Origin of the sequence: Anoxybacillus sp. (assembly GCF_036834105.1) — a bacterium.
GTDB lineage: Bacteria > Bacillota > Bacilli > Bacillales > Anoxybacillaceae > Anoxybacillus.
In genome coordinates, this window is record NZ_DAITON010000008.1 from 1 (window position 1) to 19,123 (window position 19,123).

Genomic DNA, 19,123 nt, shown 5'->3' on the forward strand with positions numbered 1-19,123 from the left:
TTATGATACGGTTCCCCGCGATTAATGCGGAAGGCGCGATAAATTTGCTCCGTTAAAATGAGGCGCATAAGCTGATGTGGGAACGTCATTTTGGAAAATGAAAGCGATTCGTTTGCTCGTTTCATGACGTCATCGCTTAAGCCGAGCGAACCGCCGATTACAAAGGCAATTTTACTGTTTCCGTATGTCGCCAATCGATCGAGCGTTTGGGCAAATTGTTCCGAAGACATCATTTTTCCTTCAATCGCTAAAGCGATCACATACATGTCTTCTGTTATTTTTGTTAAAATGCGCTCACCTTCCTTTCTTTTCACGAGCTGCATTTGTTGCTCACTCAGCTGTTCTGGCGCTTTCTCATCAGCTACTTCGATGATGTCTATTTTCGCGTATGACGATAGTCGCTTCACATACTCTTCTATCCCTTGCTTTAAATATTTTTCTTTCAACTTACCCACAGCAATGATGTATATATTCACAAGTGATCCCCACTTTACAAACATGATATCCACAAGGTTTATCCACATATCCACAAGTACAATCCACATATTGTGTAAAAACATTAGTTCCCTACTACATATATTGCTTTTTGTTCACAAAAATCACATATTTCCTCTTTTTTATCCACAGAAATTGTTAATATTTCTGGTGCTCGTTGTTTTTCATCTACATACATATCAATCGCAAGCTCAACATGTTGTGCACAACATTTCCACACATTCACCCCTCCTTATTGAAGAGTGAAACGACAGGGATCTCCCTGCCGTTTCTTTATAACGATTGTTTTGCTAGTTTTAGCGTAACCGTTTGTTTTTTACCATCGCGATAAAATGTGACTTTCATCGTATCACCGATTTGCTTGCGATTGTATAAATGTTTTCTTAAAGCGATCACATCTGGAATGTTTTCGTCATCTAACTCTACGATCACATCGAATTCACGCAATCCAGCTTGCGCTGCTGGTGATCCTGGTACAACTTGCAAAATAGCGACGCCTTCTTTCACGTTAGCTGGCAAGTGAAGCGTCTGTTGCCAATGGTATGCCGGGATGTCACTTAATGAGCGAAGTTCCACTCCCATGTACGGACGACGAACTTGTCCGAATTTTTCTAAGTCAGCAATAATAGGCTTGGCGTAATTGATTGGAATCGATAATCCGATCCCTTCAACCGCTTCTTGGGCAATTTTCATGGAGTTAATTCCGATCACTTGACCTTCAATGTTAACAAGCGCCCCTCCGCTGTTGCCCGGGTTGATAGCAGCATCTGTTTGTAATACTTCGGCATGCCAATCTGGAATGCCATCGCGATCAATATCGATCGGAATCGTACGGTTTACCCCAGAAATAATTCCTTGCGTCACTGAACCTGCAAATTGTAAACCAAGCGGGTTCCCAACTGCAATAACTGGTTCACCAACCTTCACGACATCCGAGTTACCAAATTCAGCTATGTTGGTTACGTGTTTCGCATCAATCTCCAATACAGCTAAATCCGTCCATATATCGCTGCCAAGCAAACGTGCTGGCACTTTTGTTCCATCGCTTAAACTCACTTCAATGCGACTAGCACCTTCAACAACGTGGTGATTCGTCACAATATATGCTTTATTCCCTTCTTTTTTGTAAACGACACCTGATCCTGTTCCTGCTTCGCCGCCTTCCGACCAAAAACTTGCTTCTTGAATGTTTACGATCCCTACCACTGCATCAGACACTTTATTAACTGCTTTCGTCACTTGCGTCTCAACATTTACCGCTATAGTTTTTTCGGTTGTTGGCTGCTCCGTCACCGTTTTCTGTTTTTCTTCCGTTTGTTCGACATGATAAGGAAGCACGTCCCATTTCACTAATGAAGGAATAGCCACGATGACAAGCATTCCCCCTAAAACAGCGCCGACTAATCCTGCTAAAAACGTTCCTCTACGATTTCCTTTTTGTTTTTGACGAATATGTTCATAATGATCATCATAATACCCCATCTTTCACCCGTCCTTTCTTTATAACATGTTGCTCCCTTTTCCATTATAATACTCTTTTTTCCTAACTATCTAATCTAATGATATACATACAGTATATTGGTGAAAAAACGGTGAAATTTATACAGAAATAAGCTCCGTTGGGCGAGCCGGATCCGTATCATAAAGTTGAAATGATTCTCCTACGATCACCCCTTTTCTTTCAAGCGTCTGAGCAACTGTCATGCGCGCTAATTCTTTCATATTGTTATCTTGGCTTAAGTGGGCCAAATAAATGCGCTTTGTTTGATCGCCAATGACATCCGCTAAGGCAAAGCCAGCATCTTCATTTGACACATGTCCTACATCGCTTAAAATGCGACGTTTAATATGCCACGGATATTTTCCCATCCGTAACATATCCACGTCGTGGTTGCTTTCAAACACAAATACATCGGCATGGCGAATGACACCTTTCATCCGATCGCTCACATATCCTGTATCTGTAATCAACACTAGTTTCTTTCCGCCATAATGAAACACGTAAAACATCGGCTCAGCCGCATCGTGCGACACGCCAAACGACTCCACATCCATATCGCCAAACGTACGAACTGTACCAGTAGGAAAAATAAATTTTTGTTCAACAGGGATGTCGCCAATCAATCCGTCCATTGCTTTCCACGTTTTTTCATTCGCGTAAATCGGGAGGCGATATTTGCGAGCAATGACCCCTAGTCCTTTAATATGATCGCTATGTTCATGTGTCACTAAAATACCGGTTACATCTTGAATATTGCGATCGATATGAGCAAACAATTGTTCTAACTGTTTGCCGCTTAACCCTGCATCAACGAGCAATCGCTCGCGCTCCGTTTCCACGTAAAAAGCGTTTCCAGTACTGCCACTTGCTAGGACGCTAAACCTCATCTCATTCACTCCAACACTTTATTTTCGTCACTAATGACTTGTCCTTCAAATGCATTCACATAATAGTCCGTTTTTCCATTCACAACAACATGCCACGTCGGCGTTAATACTTGTGAAGTAGTAAATTGAACGAGCGCATAGTAGCCAAGGTCGATTTTCGTCACTCGATCCCCAGGCTTTAAGTAATTTCGTTTGTACAGCGTCTCTAACGCTTTAATGGCCGGTAAAATCTCTTGTTTTTTCTCATCCTTTTCTAGATCAATGAGCAATGTTTGTTCATAACCGACCATTTCATTTTGGTCGTTCACGTAAATCATTAGCATGCTACTTACATTTTTATAAATCGTCTTCCCATCATATTGTTGAAAGTAGATCATTGCTTGTAAATCTTCGTCGTACTTCCAAAACGTATATTGATCGCCGGCAATTATATTTTGCTTTAAAAATTCCGTTAACCGATAGCCATCTTTCGGGTCTTGCAGGGGAATCGGTTTAATAAAATGGGCTTGTAGCACCGTTTCATTTGCGGTTTCAACTTGTTGATTAGGCAATCTCCTTATCTCTTCTTCCGTAAATGTTTTACTTTTCCCACTCACATATGTCGCCTTTGTTATTTCTTTTGGTAAATCGACATATGTAATGCCGTCGGCTTCAAGTTGCTCCTCAATCGTCGCTTCTAAAATGACATCGAGCTGGCTGCTATTTTTTTTCTGAATAAATTGATAACCTAAAAATATATCAAGAATGAGAAACGTAATAATAAAAATCGTTTTCGTTTTACTCCAATCCAATGATATCCCCTCTTCGTTCATCTGTCGTCATCACGATTTTTCGCCACGTGCCGTTGTATAAACAGTACCAAGCCGGTTCTAGCATAACGATATTTTCCCGTTCTGTATCGCGAACGAGTTCGTAACCGATTGTAATGTCATCGATGAACTCATGCTGAACATTTTTTTGCTTTTTTAACTGATCAACGACTTCATACCCGGACGAAAGTGTAATGGGCAAGCTAACGCGGTCAGGAATTGCCAATGTAAATAGCGGCCTTTGATAATTCATAATCTCATTTTCTCCCCATATTTGTATGATTTCCGCCATTCCGTAACGATTAAATACAGGGTGCCCATTGGCAAACAAACGAAACGTCACTTTTCTATCTTCTTCATCGAATCGATCAAAATAATACGTATCTGTCCATCCGCCGTGATCGTTCACAAAATCAATGCTCTTTTGCAAAATGGTTGGATCTGACGTTTTCACCTCACCGCGAGCCGCGGGATTGACATATAGCAATAACTTTTTAGATAAATCGACATCCATTAAACGCGATCCATCTGTATATTCCTCTCCAAAAGCAAGTACATCTTTTTTGACAAAGCTTGGATCTGTAAACAAGGCATCTTTAAAACGATCTGTACTTAATTCATCCATATAGTACTGCAATCGGTTCAACACGATCGGACGAGCAGGTAAAAATAACGATTTTGTTTCACTAATGTCATATGATAAAAAAGGCGTATAGCGATCTGCACGATCATAATACGTTTGTTTTACATGTTCGATTGATGCATCTTGAACGATCGCTTTATATATTCGTTTTTCATTTTCAGAAACGAAATACACGTTTATCTCTTCTTCATTTTCATCCATTGGAATGACGACACGGTCAAAACGAACCTTTTCCACGTCTTGATCTTCAATTTGGAAAATCGTTCGGTATATTTCAATCGGTATATCATCTGGATAAATGATCTCTATTTTCCCTTTCCCATGTATAAAAGAGAGAAACTGTTCTCTTCCTATAGATCCTGATATATTTTCAAAGTGATCAAATGTCCAATTTTTCATTTCCTTCATCAACTTATAAATATCCGAGTGCTGCGTCATTCCATAATGTTGTGTACCTTTATGAATAAAAACATAACGCGGCTGAATAACTGTGCCATAATCAACAGCGACGTTGCTGACAGGAACATTTTGAATGTACTTTGCGTTTTCAATGAAGTCATATTTCGGCTGATACGTCCACAAACTCCAAGTTAAAAAAACGCTCGTACATACAAGAATCGTCAATACAATCGACTTGATCGTTTCGTATTTCATCGCTTTCATCCTTTTTTCTGTTGTTCAATCGGCAAAGTAAAGTAAATCGTTGTCCCTTTTCGCTCTTGACTTTCTGCCCAAATACGCCCACCGTGCGCCACGACAACTTCCTTTGCGATAGCCAAACCTAATCCTGTGCCACCGAGTTTGCGTGAACGCGCCTTATCAACACGATAAAAGCGCTCGAAAATTTTTGATAAGTCTGCTTTCGGAATACCTACTCCTTCATCTTTCACACTTACTTGAATGTCGTTTTCTAGTTTTTCAACGCGAAACGTAATTGTGCCACCTTGTGGCGAGTATTTAAGGGCATTCGAAATAATATTATCAAGCACTTGGGTAATTTTATCTTCATCCATATAAACAATAATTTTTTCATCTGGAAAGTTACGAACAAATGAAACGTTCTCTTTTTTCGTTAATTCAAATCGGTCAATCACCTTATGGAAGTAAGGAATGAAATGCACACGTGTTTTTTTCAATTTATAGTCTTTACTGTCGAGCTTAGAAAGTTGTAATAAATCATTCACAAGGCGAATCATTCGTTCCGTCTCGTTTTGGGTCACTTCAATAAATCGTGGGGCAATTTCTTCATCGCGCCACGCGCCATCAGCAAGCGCCTCTAAATAACTGCGCATCGTTGTTAATGGCGTGCGCAATTCATGCGAAACATTTGCAACAAACTCCCTACGGTCGCGATCAATTTTTTCGTGCTCCGTAATATCATGTAGCACGACGATGAGCCCATTTACAAACCCTTTTTCTTTTTGAATGACAGATAAAGAAGCACGTAAAATATACATTTCTTCTTCTGTGCTAAAGTCTAAAATTAACGTTTCCCGCTCTTCAATCAACGTTTCAAACGTATATTGTTCATCCAAACCTAATATCGTCACAATCGGAGCAGAAATGACTGTTTCACGTGAAACATTCAAAATGTTTAGCGCTGCATCGTTAATTAAAATAATTCTCCCTTTCCGATCAGTCGCAATGACACCGTCTGTCATATGTGTCAAAACAGACTCTAATTTACGTCGTTCGCCTTCTGTCGTTGCTTGCGCTTCTTGTAACTTTTTCGTTAAGTTATTAAAGCTGAGAGCAAGTTGTCCAATTTCATCATATCCGTACACTTTTACTTTTCGTGAAAAGTTACCTTTCGCCATCGCTAACGCCTGTTTACGCATATCTGAAATAGGACGTGTAATTGTCTGCGCTAACAAGATGCCTAACAATGCCGTAATGACTAAAGCAATCCCTGTTCCTGTCGCTAAAATGTTGTTAATTTGCCTCATTTGTGCGAAAACATTTTCCATCGACGCGATGACATAAATCGCGCCCTTAATTTCATTTTTTACTTTAATAGGTGTAGAGGAAATGTACATCCGATGTCCCGTTTTCGGATCGACAAGCATTTTTTCTGCCATTTCCCCTGCCACTAGCGTTCGTTTAATAAGCAAGTCTGTTGTTCGTTTCCCAACGATATTTTGATTGTATGGATTCGATGTGCCTAATACTTTACTTTTATTATCAATGACCCGTACTTCAGAAATATCTTGTGAGACGAAATCTTGTAAAATCGAACGAATTTCCTCTTCGAGTGTAGGACTTTTTTTATCTCGTTCTTTATTCATTTCTTGTTCAATGTTATAGGCAAGTAAAATAACCCGTTCATTTAATGAGTTTTTAAAGTTTTCAACAAGCTGAGCTTCCAGCTGGCGAACGAAATAAGCTCCGATAATTTGCATAGCAATTAAAATAAGCAAAATGTAAATGAGGGCAAATTTGACGTGAATCGATTGAAATATACTTACTTTTTTCATGCTGTTACTCCTGTTCCGGATTTCGTAAATAATACCCTACCCCGCGTCTTGTAACAATCCATGTTGGGTGTGAAGGATTGTCTTCAATTTTTTCACGCAAACGTCTGACGGTTACATCAACGGTGCGCACATCGCCAAAGTAATCGTACCCCCATACTGTTTGCAATAAATGTTCTCTCGTCATGACTTGACCGATATGTTTCGCCAAGTAATGAAGCAGTTCAAATTCGCGATGAGTTAATTCAATTTGTTCTCCTCGTTTGGATACAGTATAGGCGTCCGGATGAATGGTAAGCGAACCGATTTTGATTTCGCTCATTTCTTTTGGATCTTGTTCTTGTTTTTGTTGATGACGTCGTAAATTCGCCTTCACGCGCGCCAATAGCTCACGTGTGCTGAATGGCTTCGTTACATAATCGTCAGCGCCAAGCTCTAACCCGAGCACTTTATCGATTTCAGAATCTTTTGCTGTCAACATAATAATGGGCATATCGTATTTTTTTCGAATTTCTCTACATACTTCCATTCCATCTTTTTGTGGTAGCATAATATCCAATAAAATTAAGTCTGGTTGTACGTCTTCTACTTTTTGCAACGCTTCAACACCATCATATGCACAATATACGTCATATCCTTCTTTTTTTAAATTAAATTGCAAAATATCAGCAATTGGTTTTTCATCGTCTACAACTAAAATTTTTTTCTCCATCTGTATTCACTCCCCAAAAGGAATATTTACTTATAGTGTATCATGTCATCATTATAAAATAAAAAAGCATAGACACATATATGTATCTATGCTTCCAAGTGGCTCGGGACGGAATCGAACCGCCGACACAAGGATTTTCAGTCCTTTGCTCTACCGACTGAGCTACCGAGCCATATAAACAATTTTCTCCACCATCTATTCGCCTAAAACAACGTCCTTCGTCCCGCTCTCCGTTTGTTTACTCAAGATGCTGGTCGAGCGGTACACCTATGCAAATAAAAAATGGCGGTTCCGACGGGATTCGAACCCGCGATCTCCTGCGTGACAGGCAGGCATGTTAACCCCTACACCACGGAACCGCATCTCAAAAGACATAAATTATTTTATTATAAAAATAGTCATAAAGCAATAGTTTTTAATAAAAAAACGTCGATGAATTGTCCATCGACGTTTTTTTAGTTATGCATACACATTGCGAACAACATTCGTTTGAGAACGATCCGGGCCGACAGAGAAAATGGAAAGCGGAATGCCTGTTAATTGCGAGATGCACTCAACATAATGGCGCGCATTAGCTGGTAGTTCATCTAAGCTTTTGACGCCAGTAATATCCTCTGTCCATCCTGGCAGTTCTTCGTACACAGGTTCACATTCTGCTAATACTTTTAAGCTAGCCGGAAACTCTTCGATGATTTGCCCTTTGTAGCGATAAGCAACGCAAATTTTCAATGTTTCAATACCTGTTAATACGTCGATCGAATTTAATGATAAATCTGTAATGCCACTTACTCGACGCGCATGCCGAACAACAACGCTATCGAACCAACCAACGCGGCGTGGGCGTCCTGTCGTTGTCCCATACTCACGACCTACTTCACGAATGCGATCACCAATTTCATTGTTCAACTCGGTTGGAAATGGACCATCGCCTACACGTGTTGTATATGCTTTCGCGACACCAACAACGTGTTTTATTTTTGTCGGACCAACACCAGCGCCAATTGTCACTCCACCAGCAACCGGGTTTGATGACGTAACAAACGGATATGTTCCTTGGTCAATATCGAGCATAACCCCTTGTGCACCTTCAAATAGAACACGACGCCCTTCATCAAGTGCATCGTTTAATACGACAGATGTATCGCAAACATATTTTGCGATTTGTTGTCCATACTCATAATACTCATCGAGAATATGCTCTAATTTAAATCCTTCAACACCGTATACTTTTTCAAAAAGAATATTTTTCTCTGCTAAATTGCGTGCTAATTTTTCCGCAAATACTTCACGATCGAGTAAATCCGCAATGCGAATGCCAACACGGGCTGCCTTATCCATGTAAGCCGGGCCAATTCCTTTTTTCGTCGTTCCAATTTTGTTAGCCCCTTTTCGTTCTTCTTCCACTTCATCAAGTTTCAAATGATAAGGCAAAATGACGTGTGCACGATTGCTAATGCGTAAATTTTCCGTACTCACTCGGCGCTCATGCAAATAAGCTAATTCTTGCACGAGAGCTTTCGGGTCAACAACCATTCCGTTTCCAATGACGCAAATTTTATCTTTATAAAAAATGCCTGAAGGAATTAAATGTAATTTATACTTTTCACCGTTAAATACAATTGTATGTCCGGCGTTATTTCCACCTTGATATCGTGCAATGACTTCCGCATGTTGTGACAAAAAATCCGTAATTTTTCCTTTTCCCTCGTCGCCCCATTGTGTTCCGACAACAACAACTGAAGACATGGTGAGCACCTCCGCTTCATCAATTCCAAACAAAGTAAGTGTACCAAATCAACTGCCAAAAATCAATAAAAAACCGAACATTTATATCAATATCAACATTTTTTATTCGTATAAATTAAGCGACAGGTGGAACATTTGCATCATCGAAGCGGCGCTCTAAGTTGACAAACTTATTGTATTCCTTCACAAAAGCAAGCTGCACCGTGCCAACAGGACCGTTCCGTTGTTTTGCGATAATAATTTCGATAATATTTTTATTCTCCGATTCTTTGTCGTAATAATCATCGCGGTATAAAAAAGCGACAATATCAGCATCCTGTTCAATACTTCCCGATTCACGCAAATCCGACATCATCGGCCGCTTATCTTGACGCTGCTCTACGCTACGAGAAAGCTGAGATAAGGCAATGACAGGAACGTCTAATTCACGTGCTAGCGCTTTTAGCGAGCGGGAAATTTCCGATACTTCCTGTTGGCGATTTTCACGATTTCGTCCACTTCCTTGAATAAGTTGCAAATAGTCGATGAGTACCATACCAAGCCCCTGCTCTTGCTTTAAACGACGGCATTTGGCGCGAATTTCACTGACGCGAATGTTCGGGGTGTCATCAATAAAAATACCCGCATTCGAAAGGCTTCCCATTGCCATCGTCAACTTTCCCCAATCTTCCGGTGTCAATTTCCCCGTCCGTAAATTTTGGGCGTTAATGTTGCCCTCCGCACAAAGCATACGCATAACGAGTTGTTGAGCCCCCATTTCCAAGCTGAAAATGGCCACGTTTTCCCCTGTACGCGTCGCTACATTTTGGGCAATATTTAATGCAAATGCCGTTTTTCCGACAGACGGGCGAGCAGCGACAATAATAAAGTCGCTCCGTTGAAATCCTGCTGTCATACGATCAAGCTCAATAAAGCCGGTTGGAATACCGGTAATTTCGCCTTTTCGGTTGTGGAGCATTTCAATGTTATCATATGCTTGAACAAGTACATCTTTTATATTTTGAAATCCCGTCGTATTTTTTCGTTGGGAGACCTCTAAAATTTTTCTTTCAGCTTCATTTAATACATCCTCTACTTCATCTTCGCGCGTATAGCCGTCTTGGGCAATCGATGTAGCCGTGCGAATTAAACGGCGCAAAATGGATTTCTCTTCAACAATTTTCGCATAATATTGCACGTTTGCTGCTGTTGGAACAGCATTCGCAAGCTCTGTTAAATATGAAACACCGCCCACTTCCTCAAGCGCATTTGCATCTGCTAGCTCTGATGTGACTGTCACTAAATCAACCGGCTCACCGCGATCGGATAATTGCAACATCGTCCGGAAAATTTTTTGATGAGCCGCCCGATAAAAATCTTCGGGGATTAATATTTCTGAAGCGGTTGTGAGCGCGGATGGCTCTAATAAAATCGCCCCGAGTACAGCTTGTTCAGCTTCAATATTTTGTGGGGGAAGTCGATCAGCAAATACGTCGTCCATGTTACTCACCATCCTTTCTCATAAGAAAAATGTGATTATATGCACGGAAAAAATCCGGCATAAAATCACATTTCATCACTTTTGTTCTTGCACATGCACTTTTAATGTTGCAGTTACTTCCGGATGAAGTTTCACTGGTACATTTGTATATCCAAGCGCCCGAATCGCATCGTCAAGTTCAATTTTGCGCTTATCGATTTTAATATGATGTTGTTGCTGAAGCGCCTCAGCAATTTGTTTACTTGTAATTGAACCGAATAATCGTCCACCCTCACCAGCTTTCGCAAACAATTCAACTGTTAACGTATCCATTTTTTCCTTTAGTTGTTTAGCGCGAGCTAGTTCTTCTTCAGCTTCTTTCTTTTGTTTATTTTTTTGAGCTTCTAACGCTTTTAAATTAGCTGGTGTTGCTTCGATAGCAAGCCCTTGCTTAAATAAAAAGTTTTGTGCGTAACCGTCAGCAACATTTTTAACTTCACCTTTTTTTCCTTTCCCTTTAACGTCTTTTAAGAAAATCACTTTCATGATTGTTTACCCCCTTCAATATATTCTTGAATCGCTGCTCTCAATCGCTTCTCAGCTTCATCAATCGTTACGTTAGTGAGCTGAGTTGCAGCGTTCGTTAAATGGCCTCCGCCATCAAGCTTCTCCATAATGATTTGAACATTCACATCTCCCAATGAACGGGCACTAATCCCTATCGTTTGATCGTTTCGTTTTGAAATGACAAACGAAGCGACAACGCCGTGTAAAGATAATAACGTGTCTGCCGCTTGCGCAATTAAAACAGGATCGTATGCTTCATTGGCGTTTCCTTTCGCAATAGCAAAACCATGTTCATCAATGATAGCGTTCTCAATAATTTTAGCACGCTTCATGTAATGCTCGATATTTTCTTTTAACAACTTTTGAACGAGCGTCGTATCAGCCCCTTGCGCTCGCAAATATGAAGCGGCATCGAACGTTCGCGATCCTGTACGCAACGTAAAACTTTTCGTATCGACAACAATGCCTGCTAATAAAGCGGTCGCTTCAAGCATCGACAACTTCGAACGTTTCGGCTGATATTCTAACAATTCCGTCACTAACTCTGACGTTGATGAAGCGTATGGTTCCATGTAAACGAGTATTGGATCTTTAATAAACTCCTCACCACGACGGTGATGATCAATAACGACAACCCGATCTAAACGAAGCAATAGCCGCTCTTCAATGACAAGTGAAGGTTTATGCGTATCAACGACAACGAGTAACGTATCGTCTGTCGCCAACTCTAATGCCTGTTCAGGAGAAATAAAGCGCGACCAAAGCTCCGTTTGCTTTTTCACTTCGTCAAGCAGTCGTTGCACACCAGAATCTATCCGGTTCGTATCAATAATAATAAACCCTTCTTTTTCGTTCATTTGGGCCACTTTTAAAATGCCGATCGCAGCTCCAATCGCATCCATGTCAGGATACTTATGTCCCATAATAAATACTTGTTCGCTTTCTAAAATAAGCTCTTTTAACGCATGTGAAATGACGCGCGCCCGAACTCTTGTACGTTTTTCCATTGGGTTCGTTTTCCCGCCATAAAATTTCACTTTTCCGCTCGGTTGTTTAATGGCTACTTGGTCACCGCCACGCCCAAGCGCTAAATCTAAACTAGATTGTGCCAATGCGCCTAGCTCTGGCAAGGACGGCGAACTTGTTCCAATCCCGATACTTAACGTGAGTGGGACATGATTTTTAGCTGTTTGTTCACGCACTTCATCTAAAATAGAAAATTTGTTTTTCTCAAGCTGTTGTAAAATATGTTCATTTAACACGGCGACAAAGCGATCAGATGACGTGCGTTTTAAAAATAACCCATATTCGCTTGCCCATCTATTTAAAATTGACGTCACTTGACTATTCAGTTGACTTTTCGTTTGATCGTCCATTCCTTGCGTCACATCGTCATAATTATCAAGCAAGATGACACCTAGCACAATCTTTTCTTGTTCATATCTTCTCTCCAATTGAGCCTGCTCGGTAATATCGAAAAAGTAAAGTAAGCGCTCTTCGGGGCGAATGATCACTTTAAACGTTCGATCGTGTAACGTAATTGCTTCTTCCGTTGCCTCTTTTTTCATAAGAGGAACGAGTTGTTCAGCGACATCATATAACGCTTGCCCAACTAACGTATCGACTCCAAAACAAGAGCATAGAAACGTGTTTGTCCACTCAATTTCTAACTCCTCGTTAATGAGCATAATGCCAATCGGCATGCCCATTAACGCTTCTTCTCCAACCTTTTTAATACGATACGAAAGGGTGGAAATGTAATCTTCAATTTCTTCTTGGGCAACTTTATACGATCGGAACACATGAAATAACGTTGGTCCAAGGAGCACAGCAACAACTATCCCAATGATCCATTGAAAATATGTGACAATAATAAGTAATACGAGCGTAATACTAATTAAAACGTACAAGGGATAGCGATGCCTCTGCTTTTCATACAAACTAGACATGAACGTCAGCTCCTTGTTTCATTAATCATTCAGCCTCTTTCGCAAATCAAATCCTAAATCAATTATACCCAATATTCGTACGAGGTGAAGTAAAAAAGGGAAAAATAGAGATAAAACGAAAATCACAATAGCTCCTTTACGCCCCATCTTTTTATGATGCATCCAATAAAAAATGAATGAAAATCCTTGAATCGTCATAAGAAGCTGTAAAATTTGAAATAAGTTGAGAAGCGCAACATAAAGAAACGATCCTTGCTCAATTGGGAAAAAGAGCAAAACCATCACAGCTAAATAGTACCATAGTAAGCTTTTTGGTAAAACGAGCTCACGAAACGGCTGCCAATCGCCAATAGGTACGTTTAATCGTTTTAAAATTGGCAAAGCAGCTCGTTGAGTCATCCAAGCGAAAAATGCGGCAGCAAAGATAAACGCAGTCGGCAATAAATCGAGGACAACGTCCATCGTTTGTTTCATCGTTTTTTCAAACTGCTCATTCGCTGGTTGACCAAACTGTTCCAACACCGCCTGTGCACTTTGAAACGATTGTTGCATCATTTCTTCAATTTGCTTGCCAATATGAATGTCGAAGAACAAAACAGATGCGGCATAAATGATGATCATACTAAGTAAAAAAGAAAGCGTTCCAACGAGCAAAACCGCATATGTTCCACCCTTTTTTCGCCAAACATGCCCCATCACCACTCCACTCGTTGCAAACATTAGCGTCATCGGGACGGAAAATAGTGAACCGAACCAAACGGATGGAATAAATGATGCAGCAAGTAAAAACAACCCATTTTTATATGTGTGACGCATAGTAAACAAAAGAAATGGAACAGCTAAAAAAAACGTAGTGACCATTCCAAACACTGGCATATATAAACTAAGCAAAAGAAGCACGGTAAAAATAGCAAGTTGTACCGCTCCCTCTGTTAATACGCGCGCGTTCTTCACTTTTTTCCCTCCTCGAAAGCAAAAAGCAGTAAGGCTTCGTCCCCCTTACTGCTTTCTCTTTTTTATTCGCCCGCAACGTATGGTAATAAAGCCATTTGACGAGCACGTTTGATCGCAATTGTTAATTTACGTTGATATTTCGCACTCGTACCTGTTACGCGGCGAGGTAAAATTTTACCACGCTCAGAAATGAATTTCTTTAATGTGTCTACATCTTTGTAGTCGATGTGCGTAATTCCGTTTGCTGTAAAGTAGCAAACTTTACGACGTTTTGTACGTCCACCTTTACGTCCTGCCATCGTATATCCTCCTTTCCACACTAATTTATATTAAAACGGCAAATCATCGTCCGATATGTCGATTGGTTGTCCATCGTTCGCAAATGGATCATCATCAATACGACTAAATCCGCTGCTACGTCCTTGGTTCGGGTTCTGATTTGATCCAAATGGAAACGGCTCGCCATAGCTGCCTGATGCCATGCCACGCTGTTCACCGCTACCTCGCGGCTCCAAAAACTGCACGCTATCGGCGACAACCTCTGTCACATATACTCGCTTTCCTTCTTGGTTTTCGTACGATCTCGTTTGAATTCGACCCTCTACGCCAGCTAAACTACCTTTTTTCAAGTAGTTTGCCACATTTTCAGCTTGTCGGCGCCAAACGATACAGTTAATGAAATCTGCCTCACGTTCACCTTGTTGGTTTGTATATGTTCGGTTCACCGCTAGCGTAAACGTGGCAACAGCAACTCCATTTGGAGTATAGCGTAATTCCGGATCTTTCGTCAGTCTCCCGACGAGAATTACGCGATTAATCATCAGAACCACTCCTATTCATGAGGAAATTATTCTTCTTCCTTCACGACGATATGACGAATGATGTCTTCGCTGATGCGTGCTAAACGGTCAAATTCTTGAACCGCTGCTGGCTTCGCAACAACGTTTAAAATCATGTAGTAACCGTCACGGAACTTTTCAATTTCATAAGCGAGACGACGCTTACCCCATTCTTTCACGTTCGTAATTTCCGCGCCGTTTTCTGTTAAAACGTTATTAAAACGCTCAACTAACGCTTTTCTCGCCTCATCTTCCATATTTGGACGGATAATGTACATAATTTCGTATTTTCTCATCACGACACAGTCACCTCCTTTTGGTCTACACGGCTCTTTATAGAGCAAGGAGCAATATATCATTACTCACATTTGATGATTATATCACGAACGTCTTTTATGTGCAAGATTAGACATTGAAACGGAAATGAATAATGTCCCCATCTTGCACTTCATAATCTTTTCCTTCTAATCGTACTTTTCCAGCCTCACGAGCTGCAGCCATCGATCCTGCCGCAACTAAATCTTCATAAGATACTGTTTCAGCCCGAATAAATCCTCTTTCGAAATCAGAATGAATAATTCCGGCACATTGTGGCGCTTTCATTCCTTTACGAAACGTCCATGCACGCACCTCTTGCTCGCCCGCTGTGAAGTACGTTGCTAGTCCAAGCAAGCTATATGAAGCACGAATGAGCTGGTCTAAGCCGGATTGCTCGATGCCGAGCTCTTGTAAAAACATCTCTTTTTCTTCATCGTCTAATTCTGCCATCTCTGCCTCGACTTTTGCGCAAACGACGATCACTTCTGCATTATCCTCTTTCGCAAATGCTTTTACTCGTTGGACATACTCATTGTTGTTCGGATCAGCTAAATCTTCCTCCCCAACGTTAGCAACGTACAACATCGGTTTAATTGTTAGTAAATGGAGTTGCTTCACAACTTTCATTTCTTCCTCAGTAAACGAAAGCGTTCTCGCCGGTTTCCCCGCTTCAAATGTCTCCTTTAGTTTCGTTAAAATGTCATATTCAAACACCGCTTCTTTATCTTTTTGTTTCGCCATTTTCCCAACGCGGTCTATTCGCTTATCTACTGTCTCTAAGTCAGCAAAAATGAGCTCTAAATTAATTGTTTCAATATCAGCAATCGGGTCTACTTTCCCCGCAACGTGAGTAATATTTTCATCGGCGAAACAGCGAACAACTTGGCAAATGGCATCCACTTGACGAATGTGGGATAAAAACTTATTCCCTAGTCCCTCACCTTTGCTTGCGCCTTTTACAATTCCCGCGATATCTGTAAACTCAAATACAGTTGGAACCGTGCGCTTCGGATTAAATAGTTGCGTCAACGTTTTCAACCGCTCATCCGGCACTTCAACAATTCCAACGTTTGGCTCGATCGTACAAAACGGATAGTTAGCAGACTCCGCACCTGCCTTTGTAATTGCATTAAACAACGTTGATTTTCCAACGTTCGGAAGACCGACAATTCCTGCTGTTAAACCCATCGTTATGCTCCTCTCTTCATCTATTCCTCATGTTTGACAAGCACTTTTTTCATTTTCTTCTCAAATTCTTTCCGCGGTAACAAAACGCTATGACCACATCCTTCGCATTTGATGCGAATATCCATACCCATTCGAATGATTTTCCAACGATTTGTACCGCAAGGATGCGCCTTTTTCATTTCAACAATATCGTGCATGCCATACTCTTTATTCAATATAGCACACTCCTTTCCGTTGTTTAAGCACGCTCTGCTTGCTGTTCGCGATTATAAAGAACTAAGCGAGGAAACGGAATTTCAATTCCACGCTCGTCCAAACGAAGCTTAATTTCTTTTCGCAAGGCGCGGGCAATATGCCAATGGCGCATCGGCTTCGTTTCACACGTAATGCGCATGACGACTTCAGACGGCCCTAAGTTTTGAACACCTAACAGTTCTGGCGTACTCACAATATCTTCATATTTGCTTGGCATTTCTTCTAGCACTTCACGAATCACAGCTTCCGCCCTTTCTAAATCACCTTCATAGGCAATGCTCACATCAACAACAGCAACACTATTGTTTAAAGAAAAGTTTGTCACTTGTGTAATCGTTCCATTTGGCAAAATGTGCACTTCACCCGTAAAGCTTTTCAGCTTCGTCGTGCGCAAACCGATTTCTTCTACATGTCCTTCAAATGTCCCGATACGCACATAATCTCCAACCGCAAACTGATCTTCAAGAATAATGAAAAATCCGGTAATAATATCGCGAACAAGGTTTTGCGCTCCAAATCCGACAGCAAGCCCAACGATCCCGGCACCTGCTAAAATCGCACGAATATCAACGCCAACAGCGTCTAAAACCATCATAAACGTAATAAAGTAAATGCTATACGTAGCAATATTGTTCAGCAAACGCATTAACGTCGCTTCTCTTCGCTCAGACAAGCGGATCGGTGCTTTTTGTCGGACAGCAAAAAACTTCGCAATCGTTAATTTTACAACCTTTAACAAAATAGATGCCAAAAAAACAATCGTGACAATTTTAAATAAATTAACACCGACTGTAACGAGCCAGTCACCTTCTAATATTTGTGCAACAGCACGATCATATATTTTTTTTATTTGTTCCATTCAGCCACCTCCATTGTAGCGAAATAACCTATACAAGCTCCTTTGTTCACGCATAAGTTATTGTAACAGTATTTTGCTTACATTTGTAGCGCATGAACTTTCTACGACGACCAATGTATATATATTCACATTTTTCCGTATACTGTTACCACGTCATTGAATCGAAGGAGGGAACGGACATATGCAAAACAAATTTTTTTACGATGAGCCAAACGCGGCAGCTCAACTTTCATCATCCATTTTACGCTTACTACCAGCTTCTACACATACACCAATTGTCATCATGTGTATCGGTACAGATCGTTCAACTGGCGATTCGCTCGGACCACTTGTCGGTACGATGCTTGGCCAAAAAGAGCCGTTGCCGTTTTATGTATACGGAACGTTAAAAGATCCGATTCATGCTGTTAATTTAGAGGAAAAACTAAGAGACATTCATCAACAACATAAACATGCATTCATTATCGCTGTCGATGCTTGCCTTGGCCGTGTAAAAAACATCGGGATGGTCACGATTGAAAAAGGTCCATTAAAACCAGGGGCGGCTGTCAATAAAAATCTCCCTTCCGTCGGTGACGCCCATATTACTGGGATTGTCAATGTGAGCGGGTTTATGGAATTTTTCGTGCTGCAAAATACTCGACTTCACTTAGTCATGAATATGGCAGAAACCATTGCAACAGGCATTTACGAAGCTGGAGTACAGCGAAAAAAACAACAACGATTGGCTTCTTTACAAATGAATGAGTTAAAATACAAACTGCTAGAATAACGTATACATGAAGGCGACAATGAACGCGTTCACTAAAATGCTTGGCAATAAGTTTGCGACGCGAACAGATGTCAAACGTAACATATTTAATCCAATTGCAATAATTAAAATTCCGCCTGTAGCGGTCGATTCAGCAATAAATGCTTCTAGAGCGCTTGCCGGAATAAAACGATCAATTTGTGTAGCCATCAAAGCGATGGAGCCTTGATAAATGACGACAGGAATGGCCGAAAAAAGAACGCCGATGCCAAACGTAGCGGTTAAGATGATGCTCGCAAAGCCGTCTAAAATTGATTTTGTATATAGTACAAGATGATCCCCTCTTAACCCGCTATGTAACGCACCGACAATTGCCATTGAGCCAACAACAAACAGAAGGGTTGCACTAACAAACCCTTTTGAAATCATCCCTTCTGCCCCGTATCCCATTCGCCTTTCTACCCATTTTCCTAACCTTTCAAGCTTCTCCTCAATATCCCACATCTCTCCTAGCACTCCGCCAACAACTAAACTAATAATAACAATTAAAAATTGATCGCTCTCTAATCCCATTTTCACCCCAAGAACGACGACCGAAAGTCCAATTCCGTTCATCACTGTTGATTTTACACGTTCAGGGATGTTGCGGAAAAAAGCTCCTAATAGTGCACCGATGATAATACATATTCCGTTAACAAGCGTACCGAGCAATGCCAAAAT

The 19,123-nt window shown here is 40.9% G+C and carries 21 protein-coding genes and 2 tRNA genes; 1 reads left to right on the forward strand and 22 read right to left on the reverse strand.

The features are described from left to right. From rlmH to V7Z64_RS01835, 21 genes are all read right to left on the reverse strand, one after another. A partial coding sequence (rlmH, locus tag V7Z64_RS01735) for a 23S rRNA (pseudouridine(1915)-N(3))-methyltransferase RlmH (protein ID WP_297990008.1) occupies window positions 1-476 on the reverse strand: 476 nt, incomplete at its 3' end. An 83-nt stretch (window positions 477-559) separates the two neighbouring features. Further along, entirely contained in the window at window positions 560-715 is a 156-nt protein-coding gene (locus V7Z64_RS01740) for a CxxH/CxxC protein (RefSeq protein ID WP_003397553.1), read from the reverse strand. 53 nt (window positions 716-768) lie between these two features. After that, entirely contained in the window at window positions 769-1,977 is a 1,209-nt protein-coding gene (locus V7Z64_RS01745) for a S1C family serine protease (RefSeq protein ID WP_003397554.1), read from the reverse strand. Between the two features lie 117 nt (window positions 1,978-2,094). Next, window positions 2,095-2,883, reverse strand: a complete 789-nt coding sequence (locus V7Z64_RS01750) for an MBL fold metallo-hydrolase (protein WP_334109295.1) — start codon at window positions 2,881-2,883, stop codon at window positions 2,095-2,097. Window positions 2,884-2,888: 5 nt separating this feature from the next. Next, complete coding sequence (locus tag V7Z64_RS01755) at window positions 2,889-3,674, reverse strand: two-component system regulatory protein YycI (protein ID WP_297988471.1); 786 nt, start codon at window positions 3,672-3,674, stop codon at window positions 2,889-2,891. Continuing rightward, window positions 3,661-4,989: a YycH family regulatory protein gene (locus V7Z64_RS01760; RefSeq protein ID WP_297988469.1), complete on the reverse strand. Its 1,329-nt coding sequence runs from the start codon at window positions 4,987-4,989 to the stop codon at window positions 3,661-3,663. The genes V7Z64_RS01755 and V7Z64_RS01760 overlap by 14 nt, the downstream gene beginning before the upstream one ends. Before the next feature lie 5 nt (window positions 4,990-4,994). Next, window positions 4,995-6,809: a cell wall metabolism sensor histidine kinase WalK gene (gene walK / locus V7Z64_RS01765; RefSeq protein WP_297988467.1), complete on the reverse strand. Its 1,815-nt coding sequence runs from the start codon at window positions 6,807-6,809 to the stop codon at window positions 4,995-4,997. Between the two features lie 4 nt (window positions 6,810-6,813). Next, on the reverse strand, window positions 6,814-7,518 hold the full coding sequence (gene yycF / locus V7Z64_RS01770) for a response regulator YycF (protein WP_003397562.1): 705 nt from the start codon (window positions 7,516-7,518) through the stop codon (window positions 6,814-6,816). Between the two features lie 99 nt (window positions 7,519-7,617). Continuing rightward, a tRNA-Phe gene (locus tag V7Z64_RS01775) sits at window positions 7,618-7,690 on the reverse strand. A gap of 111 nt (window positions 7,691-7,801) precedes the next feature. Beyond that, a tRNA-Asp gene (locus V7Z64_RS01780) sits at window positions 7,802-7,877 on the reverse strand. Window positions 7,878-7,977: 100 nt separating this feature from the next. Then, on the reverse strand, window positions 7,978-9,264 hold the full coding sequence (locus V7Z64_RS01785; protein WP_297988464.1) for an adenylosuccinate synthase: 1,287 nt from the start codon (window positions 9,262-9,264) through the stop codon (window positions 7,978-7,980). A gap of 115 nt (window positions 9,265-9,379) precedes the next feature. Then, a complete protein-coding gene (gene dnaB / locus V7Z64_RS01790) occupies window positions 9,380-10,744 on the reverse strand; it encodes a replicative DNA helicase (protein WP_003397564.1) in 1,365 nt (454 codons plus the stop codon). A gap of 75 nt (window positions 10,745-10,819) precedes the next feature. Beyond that, on the reverse strand, window positions 10,820-11,269 hold the full coding sequence (gene rplI / locus V7Z64_RS01795) for a 50S ribosomal protein L9 (RefSeq protein ID WP_003397565.1): 450 nt from the start codon (window positions 11,267-11,269) through the stop codon (window positions 10,820-10,822). Further along, the gene (locus tag V7Z64_RS01800) at window positions 11,266-13,239 is read right to left on the reverse strand and encodes a DHH family phosphoesterase (protein ID WP_297988459.1); all 1,974 of its coding nucleotides are present in this window, start codon (window positions 13,237-13,239) and stop codon (window positions 11,266-11,268) included. The genes rplI and V7Z64_RS01800 overlap by 4 nt, the downstream gene beginning before the upstream one ends. 21 nt (window positions 13,240-13,260) lie before the next feature. Further along, window positions 13,261-14,193: a YybS family protein gene (locus tag V7Z64_RS01805; RefSeq protein WP_297988456.1), complete on the reverse strand. Its 933-nt coding sequence runs from the start codon at window positions 14,191-14,193 to the stop codon at window positions 13,261-13,263. A gap of 62 nt (window positions 14,194-14,255) precedes the next feature. After that, a complete protein-coding gene (gene rpsR, locus V7Z64_RS01810) occupies window positions 14,256-14,492 on the reverse strand; it encodes a 30S ribosomal protein S18 (protein WP_003397568.1) in 237 nt (78 codons plus the stop codon). A 30-nt stretch (window positions 14,493-14,522) separates the two neighbouring features. After that, window positions 14,523-15,014, reverse strand: a complete 492-nt coding sequence (gene ssb, locus V7Z64_RS01815) for a single-stranded DNA-binding protein (RefSeq protein ID WP_003397569.1) — start codon at window positions 15,012-15,014, stop codon at window positions 14,523-14,525. A 26-nt stretch (window positions 15,015-15,040) separates the two neighbouring features. Next, window positions 15,041-15,328, reverse strand: coding sequence for a 30S ribosomal protein S6 (rpsF, locus tag V7Z64_RS01820; protein ID WP_003397571.1), 288 nt, complete (start codon window positions 15,326-15,328; stop codon window positions 15,041-15,043). Window positions 15,329-15,437: 109 nt separating this feature from the next. Further along, on the reverse strand, window positions 15,438-16,538 hold the full coding sequence (gene ychF, locus V7Z64_RS01825) for a redox-regulated ATPase YchF (protein WP_003397572.1): 1,101 nt from the start codon (window positions 16,536-16,538) through the stop codon (window positions 15,438-15,440). A 20-nt stretch (window positions 16,539-16,558) separates the two neighbouring features. Further along, entirely contained in the window at window positions 16,559-16,735 is a 177-nt protein-coding gene (locus V7Z64_RS01830) for a DUF951 domain-containing protein (protein ID WP_198525516.1), read from the reverse strand. A 41-nt stretch (window positions 16,736-16,776) separates the two neighbouring features. Continuing rightward, window positions 16,777-17,652: a mechanosensitive ion channel family protein gene (locus tag V7Z64_RS01835; protein ID WP_297988443.1), complete on the reverse strand. Its 876-nt coding sequence runs from the start codon at window positions 17,650-17,652 to the stop codon at window positions 16,777-16,779. 181 nt (window positions 17,653-17,833) lie between these two features. Between V7Z64_RS01835 and yyaC the strand changes: the two genes are divergently transcribed. Further along, window positions 17,834-18,424, forward strand: coding sequence for a spore protease YyaC (yyaC, locus tag V7Z64_RS01840; RefSeq protein WP_297988440.1), 591 nt, complete (start codon window positions 17,834-17,836; stop codon window positions 18,422-18,424). On the opposite strand, the gene V7Z64_RS01845 is transcribed toward yyaC, so the two are convergent. After that, the gene (locus V7Z64_RS01845; RefSeq protein WP_297988478.1) at window positions 18,416-19,120 is read right to left on the reverse strand and encodes a DUF554 domain-containing protein; all 705 of its coding nucleotides are present in this window, start codon (window positions 19,118-19,120) and stop codon (window positions 18,416-18,418) included. The genes yyaC and V7Z64_RS01845 overlap by 9 nt on opposite strands. Window positions 19,121-19,123: the final 3 nt, after the last annotated feature.

What these genes read in the sequence shown, in the direction of transcription:
- V7Z64_RS01745 (WP_003397554.1), bottom strand. Translation starts at nt 1,977, where the DNA reads ATGGGGTATTATGATGATCATTATGAACATATTCGTCAAAAACAAAAA.
- V7Z64_RS01750 (WP_334109295.1), bottom strand. Translation starts at nt 2,883, where the DNA reads ATGAGGTTTAGCGTCCTAGCAAGTGGCAGTACTGGAAACGCTTTTTAC.
- V7Z64_RS01760 (WP_297988469.1), bottom strand. Translation starts at nt 4,989, where the DNA reads ATGAAATACGAAACGATCAAGTCGATTGTATTGACGATTCTTGTATGT.
- walK (WP_297988467.1), bottom strand. Translation starts at nt 6,809, where the DNA reads ATGAAAAAAGTAAGTATATTTCAATCGATTCACGTCAAATTTGCCCTC.
- yycF (WP_003397562.1), bottom strand. Translation starts at nt 7,518, where the DNA reads ATGGAGAAAAAAATTTTAGTTGTAGACGATGAAAAACCAATTGCTGAT.
- V7Z64_RS01785 (WP_297988464.1), bottom strand. Translation starts at nt 9,264, where the DNA reads ATGTCTTCAGTTGTTGTTGTCGGAACACAATGGGGCGACGAGGGAAAA.
- dnaB (WP_003397564.1), bottom strand. Translation starts at nt 10,744, where the DNA reads ATGGACGACGTATTTGCTGATCGACTTCCCCCACAAAATATTGAAGCT.
- rplI (WP_003397565.1), bottom strand. Translation starts at nt 11,269, where the DNA reads ATGAAAGTGATTTTCTTAAAAGACGTTAAAGGGAAAGGAAAAAAAGGT.
- V7Z64_RS01800 (WP_297988459.1), bottom strand. Translation starts at nt 13,239, where the DNA reads ATGTCTAGTTTGTATGAAAAGCAGAGGCATCGCTATCCCTTGTACGTT.
- rpsR (WP_003397568.1), bottom strand. Translation starts at nt 14,492, where the DNA reads ATGGCAGGACGTAAAGGTGGACGTACAAAACGTCGTAAAGTTTGCTAC.
- ssb (WP_003397569.1), bottom strand. Translation starts at nt 15,014, where the DNA reads ATGATTAATCGCGTAATTCTCGTCGGGAGACTGACGAAAGATCCGGAA.
- rpsF (WP_003397571.1), bottom strand. Translation starts at nt 15,328, where the DNA reads ATGAGAAAATACGAAATTATGTACATTATCCGTCCAAATATGGAAGAT.
- ychF (WP_003397572.1), bottom strand. Translation starts at nt 16,538, where the DNA reads ATGGGTTTAACAGCAGGAATTGTCGGTCTTCCGAACGTTGGAAAATCA.
- V7Z64_RS01830 (WP_198525516.1), bottom strand. Translation starts at nt 16,735, where the DNA reads ATGCACGATATTGTTGAAATGAAAAAGGCGCATCCTTGCGGTACAAAT.
- V7Z64_RS01835 (WP_297988443.1), bottom strand. Translation starts at nt 17,652, where the DNA reads ATGGAACAAATAAAAAAAATATATGATCGTGCTGTTGCACAAATATTA.
- yyaC (WP_297988440.1), top strand. Translation starts at nt 17,834, where the DNA reads ATGCAAAACAAATTTTTTTACGATGAGCCAAACGCGGCAGCTCAACTT.